Genomic DNA, 17760 nt, shown 5'->3' with positions numbered 1-17760 from the left:
TGGAGAGAGTGATGCGGAACGGGTTCGTGGCTGGGTTGGGCCTCGCATCGCTGGCGGCGCTGGCGCTGGCAGGGTGTGGCAAGGCGGTGGGTGATGCGCCGGCGGGCGCGGCGACAAGCGGGGTGACCGATGCCCTGATTGCCACGGCCCCGCAGGATGAATGGCTCAGCTACGGGCGCGATTATGGCGAGCAGCGCTTCTCGCCGCTCGACAAGATCAACACCGGCAACGTCGGGCAACTGGGCCTGGCCTGGTCGGTCGATCTCGATACCGCGCGCGGCCAGGAAGCCACGCCGCTGATGCACGATGGCGTGCTCTACACCACCACCGCCTGGTCGATGGTCAAGGCCTATGACGCGCGCACCGGCAAGGTGATCTGGCAATACGATCCCAAGGTGCCGCGCGAAACCCTGGTTTCGGCCTGCTGCGACGCGGTCAACCGCGGGGCGGCGCTCTATGGCGACAAGATCTATGTCGGCACGCTCGATGGGCGGCTGATCGCACTCGATCAGAAGACCGGCCATGTCGTGTTCGACAAGGTCGTCGTGCCCGATCCCAAGAACTATGCCATCACCGGCGCGCCGCGCGTGGTGAAGGGGCGCATCGTCATCGGTTCGGGCGGCGGGGAATACCGCGCGCGCGGCTATATCGCGGCTTATGACGCGCAGACCGGCGCGCAGGTGTGGAAGTTCAACACCGTGCCGGGCAACCCCAAGGACGGGTTCGAGAACAAGGCGATGGAAGCCGCCGCCAAGACCTGGACGGGCGACTGGTGGACGCTGGGCGGTGGCGGCACGGTGTGGGATTCGATCACCTATGATCCCAAGACCAACCTGATCCTGTTCGGCACCGGCAATGCCGAGCCGTGGAACCCGGCGCCCGCCGGGCGCAGCGGGGATTCGCTCTACACCTCGTCGATCGTGGCGGTGAATGCCGATACCGGCGCCTATGCCTGGCACTATCAGGAAACGCCCGAGGACCGCTGGGATTTCGATTCCGATGCGCAGATCACGCTGGCCGACATGACGATCGACGGCAAGCCGCGCCACGTCGCGCTGCATGCGCCCAAGAACGGCCATGTCTATGTGCTCGATGCGCAGACCGGGCAGTTCCTGTCGGCCACGCCCTTCGTGCCGGTGAACTGGAACACCGGGATCGATCCGAAGACCGGCCGGCCGACGATCAACCCTGAAGCGCGCTATGAGAAGACCGGCAAGCCGTTCATCGGCCTGCCTGGTGCGGGCGGGGCCCATTCGTGGCAGCCGCAAAGCTTCAGCCCCAAGACCAACCTCTTGTATATTCCGGCCAACGTCGCCGGCTTCCCCTATTTCGCGGCCAAGGACTGGAAGCCCAGCGGCATGGGCTTCCAGACCGGGATCGACGGTTACACCACGTCGATGCCGGCCGATCCCAAGGTGCAGGCCGGTGCGCTGGCCGGCACGACCGGCGCGCTGATCGCGTGGGACGTGGCCAATCGCAAGGTGGCCTGGCGGGTGGACCAGGTTTCGCCGTGGAACGGCGGCATCCTGTCGACCGCCGGCAACCTCGTGTTCCAGGGCAATGCCCAGGGGCAGTTCGTCGCCTACAGCGCCGACAAGGGCCAGAAGCTGTGGTCGTTCCCGGCGCAGAGCGGCATCGTTGCCGCGCCGATGACCTATGCCATCGGCGGCGAGCAATATGTGGCGGTGATGGTCGGCTGGGGCGGCGTGTGGGACGTGGCCACCGGCATTCTGGCGCACAAGGGTGGGGCATCGCGCAACATCAGCCGCCTGATGGTGTTCAAGCTGGGCGCCAAGGGGCAATTGCCGCCGCCGCCACCCAGCAATGCCGGCCCGCTCGATCCGCCGCCGCTGACCGGCACGCCCGAGCAGGTCGCCCATGGCGGCATGCTCTATGGCCGCTATTGCAACGTCTGCCATGGCGACGCCGCGGTGGCCGGTGGGGTGAACCCGGATTTGCGCCATTCGGGTGCGATCGGTTCGGCCGAGGGCATCAAGATGGTCGTGCTCGATGGCGCGCTGCACGAGGCCGGAATGGTCTCGTTCAAGAGCGTGCTGACCGCCGACGATGCCGAGGCGATCCGCCAGTACCTGATCGCGCGCGCCAACCAGGACAAGGCGCTGGAGGCCAAGACCGGCCAGCGCATCGGCAAGGGCACGGCGCGCAATTGACGCGCGCTTGGCCCGGTGAAACTGTTATGATACATTACAAATAATGGAGAGGAGTCGGCCATGAACGAGATGACGACGATTTCGCGCGAGCAGCGCGCCTATTCCCCGCAAGCGTCGGCCTTTCTGGCGCGCAAGCCGCAGCTGTTCATCAACAACGAATGGGTGGACAGCAGCCACGATGCCGTGATCGACGTGGAAGACCCCTCGAGCGGCAAGATCGTGGGCCACGTGGTCGATGCATCGGACAAGGACGTGGATCGCGCCGTCGCTGCCGCGCGCGCCGCGTTCGATGATGGCCGCTGGTCTGGCCTGCCGCCGATGGTGCGCGATCGCACCATGAACCGCCTGGCCGATCTGCTCGAAGCCAATGCCGATCTCTTTGCCGAACTCGAAGCGATCGACAACGGCAAGCCCAAGACCATGGCCGGCGCCATCGATATTCCCGGTGCGATCAGCCAGTTGCGCTTCATGGCCGGCTGGGCCAGCAAGATTTCGGGCGAAACCACGCAGCCCTATACCATGCCCGGCGGGCAGGTATTCAGCTATACCGTGCGCGAGCCGGTGGGCGTGTGCGCGCAGATCGTGCCGTGGAACTTCCCGCTGCTGATGGCTTCGCTCAAGATCGCGCCAGCCCTGGCGGCGGGCTGCACCCTGGTATTGAAGCCCGCCGAGCAGACCTCGCTCACGGCGCTCAAGCTCGCTGATCTGGTGGTGGAAGCCGGCTTCCCCGCCGGCGTCATCAACATCATCACCGGCAATGGCCACACTGCTGGTGATCGCATGGTCAAGCACCCCGATGTCGACAAGGTGGCCTTCACCGGATCGACCGAGATCGGCAAGCTGATCAACCGCAATGCCACTGCCAGCATGAAGCGCGTGACGCTGGAACTGGGCGGCAAGAGCCCGGTGGTGGTGATGCCCGATGTCGACGTGGCGCAGGCAGCGCCGGGCGCGGCGGGTGCGATCTTCTTCAATTCGGGCCAGGTCTGTGTGGCGGGCTCGCGCCTGTTCGCGCACAAGTCGGTGTTCGATCAGGTTCTCGAAGGCATGGCCGCCACCGCCCCGTTCTGGAGCCCGCGCCCCAGCCTCGATCCCGAGGCGCACATGGGGCCGCTGGTCAGCAAGGAACAGCACGAGCGGGTGATGGGCTATATCGAAGCGGGCAAGCGCGATGGTGCCAGCGTGGTGATGGGTGGCGACGTGCCGGCCAGCGATGGCGGCTATTACGTCAACCCCACGATCCTGGCCAACGTGAACCCGCAGATGAGCGTGGTGCGCGAGGAAATCTTTGGCCCGGTCGTGGTGGCGCAGCGCTTTGAAGACCTGGATGAAGTGGCGCGCATGGCCAACGACACCTGCTTTGGCCTGGGCGCCGGCATCTGGACCAAGGATGTGGCAACGATGCACAAGCTGGCGGCCAAGATCAAATCGGGCACCGTCTGGGGCAACTGCCACGCCATGATCGATACCGCGCTGCCGTTCGGCGGCTACAAGGAATCGGGCCTGGGCCGCGAGCAGGGCCGCCAGGGCGTGGAAGCCTATCTCGAGACCAAGACCGTAATTATCCAGCTGTAAGGCGCTGATTTAAAGCGCGCCCTTTTCTCTTCGTCACCCCGGGCTAGACCCGGGGTCCCGCTTCTTCGTTCCGCAGTGCCGGATTAGGTGCCAAGCGGGACCCCGGATCAAGTCCGGGGTGACGAAAGATGAGGCGCACATCGCAAGGACTGCATTGATGCCCATAGACCTGTCCAAGATCACCGCCATCGACGTGCACGTGCACGCCGAAGTTTCGTGCCACGATCCCGAAGATCCGGTGATGGGCAAGTTTTTCGATGCGGCATCGAGCTATTTCAAGGCGCCGCGCGAGCGGCCCAAGATGCCCGAGATCGCGCAGATCTATCGCGACCAGAACATCGCGTTCTGCCTGTTCACGGTGGACTGCGAGAGCGGGATCGGCGCCAAGCGCGTGTCGAACTATGAAATCGCCGAATTTGCCGCGCAGAACGACGACGTGTGCATCCCTTTTGCCTCGATCGATCCGCACAAGGGCAAGTATGGCGCGCGCGAGGCGCGTGACCTGATCGAAAACTATGGCGTCAAGGGCTTCAAGTTTCACCATATCTGCCAGAACATCCATCCGGCCGAGCAGGTTGGCTATGCCATCTACGAGGTGATCAACCACTACAAGCTGCCGGCGATCTTCCACACCGGGCATTCCGGCATGGGCACCGGCATGCGCGGGGGCGGGGGCATCCGCCTGAAATACGGGCAGCCGATGCTGGTCGATGATGTGGCGGTGGATTTTCCCGACATGAAGATCATCCTGGCGCATCCCTCTTGGCCGTGGGTCGATGAAAGCCTGTCGATGGCGCTGCACAAGGACAACGTGTTCATCGACCTGTCGGGCTGGAGCCCCAAGTATTTCCAGCCGCAGATCATCCAGTATGCCAATACCCAGCTGCGCAAGAAGATGCTGTTCGGCAGCGATTTCCCGCTGATCCGGCCCGACAAGTGGCTCGACGCCGCGCGCCAGGTCGGCTTCCGCGACGACGTGCTGCCGGGCATCATGAAGGACAACGCCGTGCGGCTGCTGGGCCTGGAATGACGACCGATCCGGCCGATATCCGCGCGTGGCAGCGGCTGGGGGCCGATGTCACCACGTCGGGCCGGCTGGAGCCGCGCGACGTGGCGCGGCTGGCCGGGCTGGGCGTGGCGCATGTGATCAACCTGGCGCTGGAAACCCATCCCGAAGCCCTTCCCGAAGAAGGCGCGCGGCTGGCGGCGGCGGGCATCGGCTATACCCATATCCCCGTGCCGTTCGATGCGCCCGATGACGGGCATTTCGCCGCGTTCTGTGCCGCACTCGATGCAACGCCGCGCCCGGTGCACGTGCATTGCATCATGAATTGGCGGGTGGCGGCGTTCTTCTATCGCTGGCACCGCGCGGTGGCCGGCATGGGCGAGGGGCAGGCGCGCGCGCTGATGGCCCGGCAATGGACGCCAGAAGGGTCTGACCGGCCCGAGGCGCAGGTCTGGGCCGCGTTCATCGCAGGGGGGCGGGCATGACGGATTTTGCCGGCCGCCATGTGGTGATCACCGGGGCTTCCAGCGGGATCGGTCGCGCCACGGCACAGCGCGTGGTGGCCGGCGGCGGCACGGTAACCCTGATTGCCCGGCGCGCCGCCTTGCTGGAAGAGGCGGTGGCAGAACTGGGCGGCGCGGCCGGATGGGCAGTGGCAGACGTGGCTGACAAGCCGCAATTGCTGGCGGCGCTGGACGCGGGTGTGGCTGCGCGCGGCGCGATCGACGGCCTGTTTTGCAATGCCGGCATCGGCGGCACGTTTGCCGCAGTGGAAGACTATGGCGATGCTGCGTTCGCGGCGGTCATGGCGGTCAATGTCACGGCGGTATTCCACGCTATTGCCCATATCGTTCCAGCGATGAAGCAGCGCCGGCGTGGCGCGATCCTGGTGACCGGCAGCCTGGCGAGCGAGCGCGGGATGGCGATGAACGCGGGCTATGTCGCGTCAAAGCATGCGGTGCTGGGCCTGTCGCGCGCGGTGGCGCTGGAACTGGCGCCGTTCGGCGTGCGCTGCAATTGCGTGGTGCCCGGCTTCATCGAAACCCCGATGCTCGATGCCCTGCCGCCCGATGCCGCGACGGCGATGGCCGCCCGCGTGCCGCAGGGCCGCACCGGCAGTGCCGATGAACTGGCGCAGGTCGCTGCCTTTCTGCTGTCGGATGCCGCAGCCCATGTCACCGCGCAAAGCTGGGCGGTGGATGGCGGCATCCTGGGAACCCTGTCGCTGTAACGGAGTGCGACCATGGCCTTGACCTATTACCACGCCGAACCCGTGGCGAACTCGCTCAAATCGATGATTCCGCTCAAGGAAAAGGGTCTGGGCTATACCAGCCGCTATGTCGATCTGCACAAGTTCGAACAGCACCAGCCGTGGTTCACCGCGATCAATCCCGAAGGACAGGTGCCCGTGCTCGATCACGATGGCACGATCATCACGCACACCACCGTGATCAACGAATACCTGGAGGATGCCTTCCCCGATGCCCAGCCGGCCGATGGCCCGTTGCGCCCGCGCGACCCCGTGGGCGCGGCGCGGATGCGCTATTGGAACAAGTTCGTTGACGAGCATGTGATGAACCACGTGTCGATGCATGGCTGGCACCGCATGGTCGGGATCATCGCGCGCAACATCGAGAATGGCGAATTCGAAAAGCTGCTGGAAAATATCCCGCTGCCCGACCAGCGCAAGAAATGGGCCACGGCGCGATCGGGCTTTTCCGAAAGCGACCTGGCCCATGCCCTGGACAAGATCACCTATGCGGTGGACAAGGTGGAACGCCAGCTGGGGCAAACTGCCTGGCTCGCCGGGGACAGCTATACCCTTGCCGACATCAACTTTTATGCCCATTGCGGGATGATGGTGGAGCGTATGTTCCCCGAACTGGATATCGCCGTGCGCGCGCCGCGCCTGGTGGCCTGGCGTGATCGCATGACTGCACGGCCCGCCGTGGCCGCCGCGCTGGCGGGCGAGGATCGCACCGCGCCCGGCCTGCGCACTTGGACCGGGCACGCGCGCTAAGAGAGGATTGCAGGGAAATGGCCGGTTTCGTTCTGATCCATGGATCGTGGCATGGTGGCTGGTGCTTTGACACCGTGGCCGCGATCCTGGCCGCGCGCGGGCATACCGTGGTGGCGCCGACGCTGCCCGGTATGGGGGGCACGGCCGAGGAAATGGCGGCGGTGACACTGGAGGACTGGGGCGATTTTGCCGCGCAGCATTGCGCCGATCTCAAGGCCCGGCTGGGCGGCGCGCCGGTGGTTCTGGGCGGGCACAGCCGTGGCGGGCTGGTGGTGAGCACGGCGGCCGAACGCCATCCCGAGGCGATGGACAGCCTGGCCTATATCTGCGCGATGATGCTGCCCGCTGGCCTGTCGCGCGCGGAATTCAAGGAGATCGTTGGCCCCAATGCGCCGTTCGAGGCGATCATCAAGCCCCTGCATGGCAGCATTGCCACGGTGATCGATCCACTCGACGGGGCAGGCGATGTGTTTGCCCAGCTTTCCCCGCCTGACGCGGTGGCCGCCGTTCTGCCCCGCCTGATGGCCGAGCCAAGCGAGCCCCGCCGGCAGAAGATCGTCGTCACGCCCGAGCGTTGGGGCAGCAAGCCGCGCACTTATGTGGAATGCACGCAGGATCGCACGATCCCGATCGACAGCCAGCGCCGCATGATCGCCATGTCGCCCGGTGCGCAGGTCATCACGCTGGAGGCGGACCACAGCCCCTACCTGTCGATGCCAGAGGCCCTGGCCGACGCGCTCGAAGCGGGGATCTGATCCTCCCCGATATGGGGAGGGGGACCAGCCGCAGGCTGGTGGAGGGGCGTTTCTACCTTGAACGCCGCTTCAGGTGGCCAATCCCCACCACCACGCTTCGCGCGGTCCCCCTCCCCGTGTCGGGGAGGATTAATCGGCGAAGAAGTTCAATTCCAGCAGCACGTTGTTGGGATCGGCCACGAAAATCTGGCGCAGGCCGATCGCCGCGACGAAGTTGGTCTTGGCCTCCAGCCCCATGGCCGCGATCCGCGCGCTGACGGTGTCATGCCCGGAACAGTTGAGCGCGACATGGTGGATCGCGCCGGTCACCCGGCCCGGCTCCACCGCGCGGTCATAGGTGCGCGGGCAATCGGTGCTGTTGATGTGCAGCACGGCCCGCCCGCCCTTGTCATAGAGCCACTGCGCGTTTTTCGGGGTCAAGGGCGGGGGCGCGTCGCGCTGCTCAAGCCCGAGCAGCGCGACGTAGAAAGCGCAGGTTTCGCCCAGACGGTCGGTGATGATGTTCACATGATCGAGGGCGTTGACCTGCATCTTGCTTCCTTTCCCGTCAGCTTTTGAACACGACCGTCTTGTTGCCGTTGAGCAGCGCGCGGTCTTCCAGGTGCAGCCGCACGGCTTCGGCCAGCACGCGGCGTTCGATATCGCGGCCCTTGCGCACCAGATCATCTGGCCGATCGGCATGAGTCACGGTTTCCACATCCTGATGGATGATCGGGCCTTCGTCGAGGTCTGCCGTCACATAATGCCCCGTCGCGCCGATCATCTTCACACCGCGCGCGTGGGCCTGGTGATAGGGCTTGGCGCCCTTGAAGCTGGGCAGGAACGAGTGGTGGATGTTGATGCAGCGGCCCGACAGGAACCTGGCCAGGTCATCCGAGAGGATCTGCATGTAGCGGGCCAGCACGACCAGCTCGGCGCCGGTTTCGGTGACGATGCGCTTCACTTCCGCTTCCTGCTGCGGCTTGGTGTCCTTGGTGATCGGCAGGTGGTAATAGGGGATGTCGCCGATCAGCGAGATCGACAGCGCTTCCTTGGGATGGTTGCCCAGGATGGCGACCACTTCCATCGGCAGTTCACCGATTCGCGCGCGATAGAGCAGATCGCCCAGGCAGTGGTCGAACTTGGACACCATCATCACCACGCGGCGCTTTTGCGCGGTGTCGCGCAGGTTCCAGTCCATGTCATATTGCTGCGCCACCGGTGCGATCGCATCGCGCAGCATTTGCGCGGTCTTTTCGCCGGGATCGAACACCACGCGCATGAAAAAGCGCCCGGATTCAAGGTCGTCGAACTGCTGCGCCTCCAGCACGTTGGCGCCTTGTTCGAACAGGGTGCCCGATACGCGGGCAACGATTCCCGGCACGTCGGTGCAGGAAATGGTGAGAATCAGCGGTGCGGCCATGGTCAGTGTCTCTCCCGTCGTTGTCTCGCGCCGGCCTGTCGATTTTGCCATTGCGAATCTGATTTGATATTGTATGTGTTGCATACAAATTTCAACCAAGCATTTTTAGTCGGGAGAAGATTGCATGGCCGCGACCAACCTTGACCAGCTGCTGCAGCAAAATGGCGACATCGTCGGCATGCTGCGCAACTCGCAGCTGGGTGCCTATGTCTATCCGGTGGTGGCACCGGAATTTTCCAACTGGCGTTCGGAACAGTGGGCCTGGCAGCACTCGGCGGTGCTGTTCGACCAGTCGCACCACATGGTGAACCTCTACATTCGCGGCAAGGACGCACTCAAGCTGCTGTCCGACACCATGATCAACAGCCCCAAGGGCTGGGCGGTGAACAAGGCCAAGCAGTATGTGCCCACCACCCCCTATGGCCACGTGATCGGTGACGGCATCATCTTCTGGGAAGAAGAAGAAAGCTTCACCTATGTCGGCCGCGCCCCGGCTTCGAACTGGCTGCGCTATCACGCTGCCACCGGTGGCTATGACGTGGAAATCGAGCTGGACGACCGCTCGCCTATGCGCCTGATGGGCAAGCCGGCCAAGCGCAAGGAATGGCGCTTCCAGATCCAGGGCCCCAATGCCTGGGCCGTGATCGAAAAGCTGCACGGCGGCCCGCTGGAACAGCTCAAGTTCTTCAACATGAGCACGATGAACATTGCCGGCAAGACCGTGCGCACGCTGCGCCACGGCATGTCGGGCGCGCCGGGCCTGGAAATCTGGGGCCCCTATGAAGAGCAGGACGAAATCCGCGCCGCCATTCTCGAAGCCGGCAAGGAATTCGGCCTGATTGCGTGCGGCAGCCGCGCCTATCCGTCGAACACGCTGGAATCGGGCTGGATCCCCTCGCCGCTGCCGGCCATCTACACCGGCGAAAAGCTCAAGGGTTTCCGCGAATGGCTGGGTGCCGACAGCTATGAAGCCACCGGCTCGATCGGCGGCTCGTTCGTGTCGGACAACATCGAGGACTATTACCTCAATCCGTGGGAACTGGGCTATGGCTCGTTCGTGAAGTTCGACCATGAGTTCCATGGGCGTGAAGCGCTGCAGGCGCTGAACCCGGCCGACCAGCGCAAGAAGGTCACGCTGGCCTGGCATCCCGAAGACATGGCCAAGATCATGGCTTCGCTGTTCAACCCCGATGGTGACCAGTACAAGTTCTTCGACGTGCCGCTCGCCAACTATGCCTCGTCGAACTATGACCGCGTGGTCGATGCCGGCGGCAAGACCGTGGGCCTGTCGATGTTCACCGGCTATTCCTACAACGAAAAGCAGGCGCTGAGCCTCGCCACGATCGATCCGGAAATCCCGGTCGGCACCGAAGTGCGCGTGGTGTGGGGCGAAGAAAACGGCGGCACCAAGAAGACCACCGTTGAACCGCACAAGCAGCTGGAAGTGCGCGCGATCGTATCGCCCGTGCCGTACAGCCGCGTGGCCCGCGAAGCCTATGCCGAAGGCTGGCGCACCGGTCGTTGATGGACCTTTCCCCTCCCTGCCGCTTGGCGGGGAGGGGCACTACCCCAAGCATAACAACACGAATGGGTGAGGGATCAGAGGATGGCATACGCACAGATTCATCCCAATTGGGATAAGGAACCCGCCGGCATCACCGATGGGTATTCGCTGGAAATGACCGCCAAGGACATTGCCTCCCTGCGCGAGGCGGCGCCTCTGATCCCCCCTGAAACGCCCGTTGCCGTCACCTATCTGCCGGGCGAGGAAGCCCAGGCCCGCATTGCTGCCACGGTGGCCGTGCGCGAGCTGGGCTTTGAACCGATGCCGCATTTTTCGGCGCGGCGGATCATCGACGTGCCGGAATTCGAAGCCTATCTCCAGGCCGTGGTGGAACAGGCCGGCGTGCGCCGCTGCTTCATCGTGGCCGGTGACCCGGCAGAGCCGCAGGGGCCGTTTTTCGACAGCTCTGCGCTGATCGCCACCGGCGCGTTCGAACGCGCCGGGATCACCGCGATCGGCATCGGCGGCCACCCCGATGGCCACCCCAACATGACCGAGGCGGAATGCTGGGCCGTGCTGGACAAGAAGGTGGCCGAAATCACCGCGCGCGGCATGGCGCCGCTGATCGTCACCCAGTTCGGGTTCGATGCCGATTCCTTCCTGGTCTGGCTGGAAAAGCTGCGTGCGCGCGGCATCGATGCGCCGGTGCGGATCGGCGTGCCGGGCCCGGCCGGGATCAAGCGCCTGCTGGGCTTTGCCGCGCGCTGTGGCGTGGGTGCCTCGGCCAGCGTCATGAAGAAGTACGGTATTTCGCTGGGCAATCTGCTCGGCAGCGCCGGGCCAGACAAGCTGGTCGATGCTTTCGCCAGTGGACTGGGGCCGCAGCATGGCCGCGTGCGGCTGCATTTCTATCCGTTCGGTGGCCTCGCCAAGACCGTGGAATGGATCGAGGACTATCGCCGCCGTCATCCCGCCTGAAAGGCGCAGATCATGACCGATTACGTGCTCGTGCATGGCGCCTGGTGCGGCGCCTGGTGTTATGATCGGCTGGCGGGCGAACTGCGCGCCGCTGGCCACCGCGTGGTGGCGGTCGACCTGCCGGGGCTGGGGGCTGACGCCGCCCGGTTCCATCCCGGCATTTCGCTGCGCGACCATATCGCCCATGTCGAAAGCGAAGTGGCGCGGGCCGGCATCGATCGGTTCGTGCTGGTCGGGCACAGCTATGGCGGCATGGTCATCACCGGCGTGGCGGCGCGGCTGGGCGCGCGGATCGATGCGCTGGTCTATGTCGACGCCTTCGTGCCGGGCGATGGCCAGTCGCTGTGGGATCTGACCGGGGAATGGGAGCATGCCCACTATATCGACGGGCAGAAGCACAGCCCTGGCGCGATCGCCCCGCTGCCCGGTTTTGCCGATCCGCGCCTGACACCGCATCCGCTGCTGACGCTGGTTGAAGCGGTGCAACTGACTGGGGAAGAGGCCAAGGTGCCGCGGCGCAGCTATATCTTCGCCACCGGGTGGCAGCCCACGCCGTTTGCCCGCTTTGCCGAGGCAGCGCGCGCCGATCCCACCTGGGAATACCACGAGGTGGGCGGTGGCCACTTCGTCATGGCCGATGCACCCGCCGCGCTGCGCGATATCGTGCTGGGCATGGCCGGCTGAGCGCAAGCGCAGCCGGCGTTCTGCGGTTCAGAGCGAGGCCAGTTCCGCTTGCGCGGCATCGAGCGCGGCCTTGATCGTATCCACCAGCTGGTCGATCTCGGCATGGCTGATCACCAGCGGCGGGCTCATCACGATGGCATCGCGCACCGCGCGCACCATCAGCCCGCGCGCGATGCAATGGTCGCGCACGATCGGGGCAGCTTGCCCGCCCTTGCCATGGCGCCGGTTGGTGCCCTTTTCCGCCACGATCTCCACCGCGCCGATCAGGCCGAGCGAGCGCGCCTCACCCACCAGCGGGTGCGGGGCCAGCCGCTCTGCCAGCGCGGCGGCAAGGTAGGGGCCCGTGTCGCGCGCGGTACGGCCGACCAGGTCTTCGCGCTCGATGATATCGAGATTGCGCAGCGCCACAGCAGCGCAGACCGGGTGGCCGGAATAGGTGTAGCCATGGGTGAACTCTTCGCCCGAAGCGCGCAGCGTCTCGACGATCTCGCGGCTGACTCCGGTGGCCGAAATCGGCAGGTAGCCCGATGACAGTCCCTTGGCCATCGAGACGATATCGGGGGTGAAGCCGAAATGCTGGAAGCCGAACCAGGCGCCCAGCCGACCAAAGCCGCAGATCACCTCGTCAGACACCAGCAGAATGCCATACTTGCGGCAGATCGCCTCCACCCGTTGCCAATAGGTGGGTGGGGGAATGATCACGCCGCCCGCGCCCTGCACAGGTTCGCCAATGAAGGCCGCAACGTTTTCCGGGCCGACCGCCAGGATGCGTTCCTCGATCGCGGCAGCGGCGCGCGCGGCAAAGCTTTCGGGGTCTTCGCCAAAGCCTTCACCGAAATGATAGGGCTGCATCACGTGTTCGACGCCGGGGATCGGCATGCCACCCTGCACGTGCATGAAATCCATGCCGCCCAGGCTGGCGGAGGCGACGGTGGAGCCGTGATAGGCATTGCGCCGGCTGATGAACACGGTGCGCTGGGGCTGTCCCTTGAGCGCCCAATAAGTGCGCACCAGGCGGAACACCGTATCGTTGGATTCCGATCCGCTGTTGTTGAAGAACACGTGCTGCAGGTCGCCGCCGAGCAGGCCGGCGAGGCGCGCGGCCAGTTCGATCGGCGGCGGCGTGGCGGTGCGGAAAAAGGTGTTGTAGAACGGCAGCTCCAGCATCTGCGCGCGCGCTACCTCGGCCAGTTCCTCGCGGCCATAGCCCACGTTGACGCACCACAACCCGGCCATGCCATCGAGCAGGCTGTGCCCTTCGCCATCGGTGATCGTGCATCCCCTGGCATGCGTGATCACACGGCTGCCGCCCAGCTGCTGTTGCAGGGCATAGCTGGATTGCGCGGGCAGATGGTGCGCCACGTCTAGCTGGCGCAGGGTGGCGATGTCGTGATTGCGAACGGTGGTCATGAAACGGTCCTGATGGATTCTAAGATCACAGATACGGTTGCCCGATCGGGCCGTCAAACGAAAAGCCTTGGCCTTGGCGTGCAAAAGGTTCATCACGGTAGCCAATTGAACGGGCATGGCCCAAGATCACGGCAGACAGGTTCATTTGGAACAGACAGGCATGAAAAACGGCGCCGGCACGGCCAAAAGCCCGGCCAAGGTAGCGGCCAAGAGCGCGGCCAAATCCGCCGCAAAAACCGGCGCTGCCAAGGTGGCAGCGGCCAAGGCGCCCATCGCGCGGGCGGCCCGCGCGTCCAAGGTGGCGGTGGCCCAGGCTGACGAGGGCGAAGCGACTTCGTCGCTGCGCGAACAGGTCTATGAAGACCTGCGCTATCGCCTGATCACCGGCAAGATCGCGCCGGGCGTGGGTATTTCCACGCGCGGTCTGGCGCAGCAACTGGGCGTGAGCCAGATGCCGGTGCGCGACGCGCTCAGCCGCATCGCCGCCGAAGGGGCGGTCGATATCCGCTCCAAGCGCGCGGTGATGGTGCCCAAGATGACGCTGGAGCGCTTTGACGAGATCATGCGCCTGCGCACACTGCTCGAACCGGTGGCCGCCGTGGCCGCGCTGCCGCACATCAGCGCCGAGCGTCTGCGCGACATTCGCGCCGCCGACGAGGCGACCGACGCTGCGCTGGGCGAGGGTGACGTGAACGCCTACATGGAATCGAACTTCCGCTTCCACTCGCTGATCTATGGCGCCGCGCCGATGCCGCTGGCCAACCGCATGATCGAAAGCCTGTGGATGCAGTTCGGCCCGTTCATGCGCGTGGTCTATGGCCGCTATGGCACGGCGGCGATGGTCGATCATCACCAGGCCGCGGCCAAGGCGATCGCCAAGGGCGATGCGCAGGGGCTGCACGATGCCATCGCCGGCGATATCGGCGATTGCGCCGATCTGATGCAGGATTGGGAACGGTTGAACCTTTAGGGTTCAAACTCGATTGGCATAGGGATCGTGATCGCCCATGGAAGCCCGCCGACAAGGAGTGCAGCGCAGACGCGTAGCACTGCTACGCGCAAGCAAGCGACGCTGCTCGGCGGGCTTCCATGGGGGACCGCTTCGCGGCGGGCGCCTTTTGGCGCCAGGCAGCGTCGCGCGTCGGTCACGATGGAATGCCATCGCTCCCTCCTTGCTCCTCGCCTGGCGCCAAAATGCGCTCCGTCACGACCCTATGCCAATCGAGTTTGAACCCTAATATGGCAAGAAAACACGCCAAGCGCGGCGGCTGGATGGACGACGAACCAGAAGCCACCGAAGACGAAGCCCCGCCGCCCGTTCCCTGCTGGCTGTGCGGCCGGCCCACCGGCACCACCATCGTGTGGCACCACCCCGTGCCCAAAAGCCGCGGCGGGCGCGACGTGGTGCCGATGCACGGCATCTGCCAGCAGACCCTGATCGCCAACTTCACCAATTCCGAACTGCAACGCGCCGGCCTCGACGTCGACGTGCTGCTCGCCCACCCGCCGATCCGCAAGTTCGTGGACTGGGTGGCGAATAAGGACCCGGACTTTACCGCGAGTGTGACGAAGAAGGGGCGGTGAGGGGATGGGTTTCGACCAGATTGCGCCGGTCCACGGCGCATCCATGGATGGCCGCTCGTGCGGAAACCCGCCATTCCTGTCCCGTTGAGCGGTTCGGCGGCAACTCGCCAATGGCGGTTGTAGCAGGGTCTTCGTGCCACCGCTGCACGTCGCTCGTCCTGTTTCAAGTCAATGAGGCTTTACCCCCAACGCGGAATCAGGTTGACCGGGTGGAGCGGCTTGGTTCGGTGGAGTGGAAGCCTGGCGTTTCCGACCTCTCGTTTCGATACATTATCGCGCCTGGCCTGCGCCCGATGGCACTCGCCTCTGGCGTAATGACAGTTGATGCTGCTGTTCAATGCAGCGACGCGACCATATCGGCAGATAGCGTCTCGCTTGATGCGGTCGGATGCGCTATCGCTAGGAAATTACTTACCGAGGCCAGCCATGACGTTTACGCCGTTTGATCCTCTCGAATTTAAGAACACGAAGATCAACGAGGCTGCAATCGGAGCGCTGAAGCGGGAGATAGGCAACATCCTATCATCTTATGTCGGCTGGTATGATCCCTTTGCGGAGTTGATCCAAAATGCCCTCGACGCGGTCGAGGCTCGGGCGGCGCAAGAACGAGCAGCGAGCTCATCGTCGGATTACAAGCCAACTATCACGGTGATAATTGATCTTGATGATAATGCGCTAACGGTTACAGACAATGGCATCGGATTAGATAAAGAAAAATTTGAGCAATTTCTTGCTCCAAATTTCTCATTTAAGACGGGAAAAACTCGAGGTCACAAGGGCGTTGGTGCTACCTACGTCGCATATGGGTTCAACTATATGCGAATTTCGACGCGGGTTCCCGGCTTCGAAGCATCAGGGCGCATCATTGGTGCCCGCAACTGGCTGCATGACAGTGGCGCAGGGGGCAACCCAAAGATTGAGCCGGACAACTCTCCGCATGTGGATCTGACATACGATGCTCAAGACCGGGGGGTGTCAATTACTGTCAGGTTCGACGACAGCACTCATCCTCGCCGCTTGGACTGGATCAAGGCCGACAATGCGGACAAATGGGCAAAAATTCTTGCGGTAAAGACTGGTCTTGGATCGATCATTGCGGATGAGGGGGTCGCCGTAACAATCCGTGTCATAGCCGCCGGGAATGAGACGGTCGCACGGCCTTCCGGAACTGCTTACTTGTGGCTTCACAAGAGCGCTGGCAAGGTCGCTCGCGTGCGCGAGGTTGAGACTGCAGCTAAGGCCTTGTTTGAAAAATTCGGGTCAGGACGAGCGCTGCCTGACAAGTATAGGAATCTCGATTTTGTCCATGACAGCTGGAACGCTACCGAGCTAGAGCTTCTGATCGGGTCATCGCTTGACCCCGAAGAAAAGGAAATACTAGCTCGCTACACGCCTAGTGTATCGGTAGAATTTGGCTACACAGCCAAGCTGTGGACGAAGTTTAATGAGTCGCTAGAGCTTCGGTTAAATTATAGAGTTTTAAATAGTGGCATTCAGCTTGCCGCCAACAATATGCCGCAAGGCGAAACAATACTCATACCTCTAACGCGCAATATAGGTCGTCAGAATCAGCTGCACTTCCTTATCCACTTTGACAATTATTCGCCGGACATGGGACGGAAAGGATTCCATCGCGAACTTACAGATTTTGCGAAGACCGTAGCTCGCCTGATAACTGAAAACCATTTGGCTAAAATTCGCCATCTACTTAAGGCAAATACGGGTGTTGCTCCTGATTTGGTCCGCGAGCTTAAGATCAGCGACTGGAAGAAGGAGATGCTTGCGCACGAGCGAGCTAGTCCATTGTCCCTAAGCAGCGAACATTTTTTCAAACCAACTGAGCGGGTGTCAGTAACCTCCGCTCCTACACGCGAACAGGACGTTATCGCGCTTTTCAATCAACTGATTGCAGGCGGGGTCGTGCGAGGCATTCGGGTGATGTCCACTAACGAGCGTTTCACCTATGACGGCTTATTCAAGGTCGTCTTCGATCTCGATCAGTCTCTATACATCTACGACGGCGAAACAAATCCACTTGGAGTGTCAAGTGACATTGCTGATGCGCTGCACGGCAGGATCACAGACCCACAGGTTTTAGAGTACAAATTTTGTTTGGACGGATTGATAGAAGATTTTGACAGTCAGGACAAAAATATAAATGATGTTAATCTGGCGGTGTTCTGGGAAACTGGTACTCTTTATAAAGAGCGCTTTGGTATTACATCGCTGCTAGTGCCTGAGAACGCCGATCAGCGCCAGTATCATGGTCTGACCCATGTACTAACCGATCTAGAATCTGGTGCAAAGCTCTGCGATCTTATTGTACTTGAAGAACTTATAGCATCACTGAATGATCCTGTCTCGACCGCGGCTGAACAGCGGGAGAAGTATGAGTAGGCGCTTATGGCCAGCACTGAAATAGATCGTGGATCAGGGGGTTTTTGGGAGATAGCTCGCCTTAATTAGAAGGCAGCTTTGGCGAGCCGTCCGGGAGTGACGGGTTTGTTCCAACATCAGTCATCATTTTTGAGCTTGCTGCAAGCCGATAGCGCGGACCCGTTCCTTCTGCCCCGTCAGTGAAAGGCGGATTTTGCTGACGCAAATTTGGCAGCTTCCGCTCCCGCACGTTTGCAAGCGCTCCGCAAAACTAACGGGGTGCAGGGGCGATGGC

16 protein-coding genes are annotated in these 17760 nt (G+C 63.1%); 13 read left to right on the top strand and 3 right to left on the bottom strand.

The window, feature by feature from the left end:
- Positions 1-11 precede the first annotated feature (11 nt).
- The 7 genes from C8K14_RS12985 (at position 12) to C8K14_RS12955 (ending at position 7527) form a co-directional block, all read left to right on the top strand.
- Entirely contained in the window at positions 12-2171 is a 2160-nt protein-coding gene (locus C8K14_RS12985; RefSeq protein WP_107716969.1) for a PQQ-dependent dehydrogenase, methanol/ethanol family, read from the top strand.
- A 60-nt stretch (positions 2172-2231) separates the two neighbouring features.
- The gene (locus C8K14_RS12980) at positions 2232-3746 is read left to right on the top strand and encodes an aldehyde dehydrogenase family protein (RefSeq protein ID WP_054132645.1); all 1515 of its coding nucleotides are present in this window, start codon (positions 2232-2234) and stop codon (positions 3744-3746) included.
- A 157-nt stretch (positions 3747-3903) separates the two neighbouring features.
- On the top strand, positions 3904-4776 hold the full coding sequence (locus tag C8K14_RS12975) for an amidohydrolase family protein (RefSeq protein WP_022677623.1): 873 nt from the start codon (positions 3904-3906) through the stop codon (positions 4774-4776).
- Positions 4773-5237, top strand: a complete 465-nt coding sequence (locus C8K14_RS12970; RefSeq protein ID WP_107716968.1) for a beta-lactamase hydrolase domain-containing protein — start codon at positions 4773-4775, stop codon at positions 5235-5237. Before C8K14_RS12975 ends, C8K14_RS12970 begins: the two co-directional genes overlap by 4 nt.
- Positions 5234-5983 carry an SDR family NAD(P)-dependent oxidoreductase gene (locus C8K14_RS12965; RefSeq protein WP_107716967.1) on the top strand — a complete coding sequence of 250 codons (750 nt, stop codon included), beginning with the start codon at positions 5234-5236 and terminating at the stop codon, positions 5981-5983. The genes C8K14_RS12970 and C8K14_RS12965 overlap by 4 nt, the downstream gene beginning before the upstream one ends.
- A 12-nt stretch (positions 5984-5995) precedes the next feature.
- Positions 5996-6772, top strand: coding sequence for a glutathione S-transferase family protein (locus C8K14_RS12960; RefSeq protein WP_107716966.1), 777 nt, complete (start codon positions 5996-5998; stop codon positions 6770-6772).
- 17 nt (positions 6773-6789) lie between these two features.
- On the top strand, positions 6790-7527 hold the full coding sequence (locus C8K14_RS12955) for an alpha/beta fold hydrolase (RefSeq protein WP_107716965.1): 738 nt from the start codon (positions 6790-6792) through the stop codon (positions 7525-7527).
- Between the two features lie 129 nt (positions 7528-7656).
- On the opposite strand, the gene C8K14_RS12950 is transcribed toward C8K14_RS12955, so the two are convergent.
- Together C8K14_RS12950 and purU are read right to left on the bottom strand one after the other, a co-directional pair.
- Positions 7657-8058 (bottom strand): VOC family protein, encoded by a 402-nt coding sequence (locus C8K14_RS12950; protein ID WP_022677627.1) that lies wholly within the window; start codon positions 8056-8058, stop codon positions 7657-7659.
- 16 nt (positions 8059-8074) lie between these two features.
- Positions 8075-8929: a formyltetrahydrofolate deformylase gene (gene purU / locus C8K14_RS12945; RefSeq protein ID WP_107716964.1), complete on the bottom strand. Its 855-nt coding sequence runs from the start codon at positions 8927-8929 to the stop codon at positions 8075-8077.
- Between the two features lie 124 nt (positions 8930-9053).
- Between purU and C8K14_RS12940 the strand changes: the two genes are divergently transcribed.
- From C8K14_RS12940 to C8K14_RS12930, 3 genes are all read left to right on the top strand, one after another.
- Positions 9054-10454, top strand: a complete 1401-nt coding sequence (locus tag C8K14_RS12940; RefSeq protein WP_054132649.1) for an aminomethyltransferase family protein — start codon at positions 9054-9056, stop codon at positions 10452-10454.
- 81 nt (positions 10455-10535) lie between these two features.
- Positions 10536-11411, top strand: coding sequence for a methylenetetrahydrofolate reductase (locus C8K14_RS12935; RefSeq protein ID WP_022677630.1), 876 nt, complete (start codon positions 10536-10538; stop codon positions 11409-11411).
- A gap of 12 nt (positions 11412-11423) precedes the next feature.
- Positions 11424-12095, top strand: a complete 672-nt coding sequence (locus C8K14_RS12930; RefSeq protein WP_107716963.1) for an alpha/beta fold hydrolase — start codon at positions 11424-11426, stop codon at positions 12093-12095.
- A gap of 27 nt (positions 12096-12122) precedes the next feature.
- Here the strand turns inward: C8K14_RS12930 and C8K14_RS12925 are convergent, their stop codons facing one another.
- Complete coding sequence (locus C8K14_RS12925; protein WP_107716962.1) at positions 12123-13505, bottom strand: aminotransferase; 1383 nt, start codon at positions 13503-13505, stop codon at positions 12123-12125.
- Positions 13506-13665: 160 nt separating this feature from the next.
- On the opposite strand from C8K14_RS12925, the gene C8K14_RS12920 reads away from it, so the two are divergent.
- The 3 genes from C8K14_RS12920 to C8K14_RS12910 all read left to right on the top strand — a co-directional run bounded on the left by C8K14_RS12920 (position 13666) and on the right by C8K14_RS12910 (position 17486).
- The gene (locus C8K14_RS12920; protein WP_133726811.1) at positions 13666-14475 is read left to right on the top strand and encodes a GntR family transcriptional regulator; all 810 of its coding nucleotides are present in this window, start codon (positions 13666-13668) and stop codon (positions 14473-14475) included.
- Between the two features lie 269 nt (positions 14476-14744).
- A complete protein-coding gene (locus C8K14_RS12915; RefSeq protein WP_107716961.1) occupies positions 14745-15089 on the top strand; it encodes a hypothetical protein in 345 nt (114 codons plus the stop codon).
- A 426-nt stretch (positions 15090-15515) separates the two neighbouring features.
- Positions 15516-17486, top strand: a complete 1971-nt coding sequence (locus C8K14_RS12910; RefSeq protein ID WP_158271912.1) for an ATP-binding protein — start codon at positions 15516-15518, stop codon at positions 17484-17486.
- The last annotated feature ends 274 nt before the right edge of the window (positions 17487-17760 follow it).

Origin of the sequence: Novosphingobium sp. GV079 (assembly GCF_003058045.1) — a bacterium.
Classification (GTDB): domain Bacteria; phylum Pseudomonadota; class Alphaproteobacteria; order Sphingomonadales; family Sphingomonadaceae; genus Novosphingobium; species Novosphingobium capsulatum.
The sequence above is the reverse complement of the archived record's forward strand: the minus strand, read 5'-3'. Positions and strand labels throughout refer to the sequence as shown.

Bases quoted from the DNA above. Each gene is read 5' to 3' on its own strand.
- C8K14_RS12985 (WP_107716969.1), top strand. From the start codon at position 12: ATGCGGAACGGGTTCGTGGCTGGGTTGGGCCTCGCATCGCTGGCGGCG.
- C8K14_RS12980 (WP_054132645.1), top strand. From the start codon at position 2,232: ATGAACGAGATGACGACGATTTCGCGCGAGCAGCGCGCCTATTCCCCG.
- C8K14_RS12975 (WP_022677623.1), top strand. From the start codon at position 3,904: ATGCCCATAGACCTGTCCAAGATCACCGCCATCGACGTGCACGTGCAC.
- C8K14_RS12970 (WP_107716968.1), top strand. From the start codon at position 4,773: ATGACGACCGATCCGGCCGATATCCGCGCGTGGCAGCGGCTGGGGGCC.
- C8K14_RS12965 (WP_107716967.1), top strand. From the start codon at position 5,234: ATGACGGATTTTGCCGGCCGCCATGTGGTGATCACCGGGGCTTCCAGC.
- C8K14_RS12960 (WP_107716966.1), top strand. From the start codon at position 5,996: ATGGCCTTGACCTATTACCACGCCGAACCCGTGGCGAACTCGCTCAAA.
- C8K14_RS12955 (WP_107716965.1), top strand. From the start codon at position 6,790: ATGGCCGGTTTCGTTCTGATCCATGGATCGTGGCATGGTGGCTGGTGC.
- C8K14_RS12950 (WP_022677627.1), bottom strand. From the start codon at position 8,058: ATGCAGGTCAACGCCCTCGATCATGTGAACATCATCACCGACCGTCTG.
- purU (WP_107716964.1), bottom strand. From the start codon at position 8,929: ATGGCCGCACCGCTGATTCTCACCATTTCCTGCACCGACGTGCCGGGA.
- C8K14_RS12940 (WP_054132649.1), top strand. From the start codon at position 9,054: ATGGCCGCGACCAACCTTGACCAGCTGCTGCAGCAAAATGGCGACATC.
- C8K14_RS12935 (WP_022677630.1), top strand. From the start codon at position 10,536: ATGGCATACGCACAGATTCATCCCAATTGGGATAAGGAACCCGCCGGC.
- C8K14_RS12930 (WP_107716963.1), top strand. From the start codon at position 11,424: ATGACCGATTACGTGCTCGTGCATGGCGCCTGGTGCGGCGCCTGGTGT.
- C8K14_RS12925 (WP_107716962.1), bottom strand. From the start codon at position 13,505: ATGACCACCGTTCGCAATCACGACATCGCCACCCTGCGCCAGCTAGAC.
- C8K14_RS12920 (WP_133726811.1), top strand. From the start codon at position 13,666: ATGAAAAACGGCGCCGGCACGGCCAAAAGCCCGGCCAAGGTAGCGGCC.
- C8K14_RS12915 (WP_107716961.1), top strand. From the start codon at position 14,745: ATGGCAAGAAAACACGCCAAGCGCGGCGGCTGGATGGACGACGAACCA.
- C8K14_RS12910 (WP_158271912.1), top strand. From the start codon at position 15,516: ATGACGTTTACGCCGTTTGATCCTCTCGAATTTAAGAACACGAAGATC.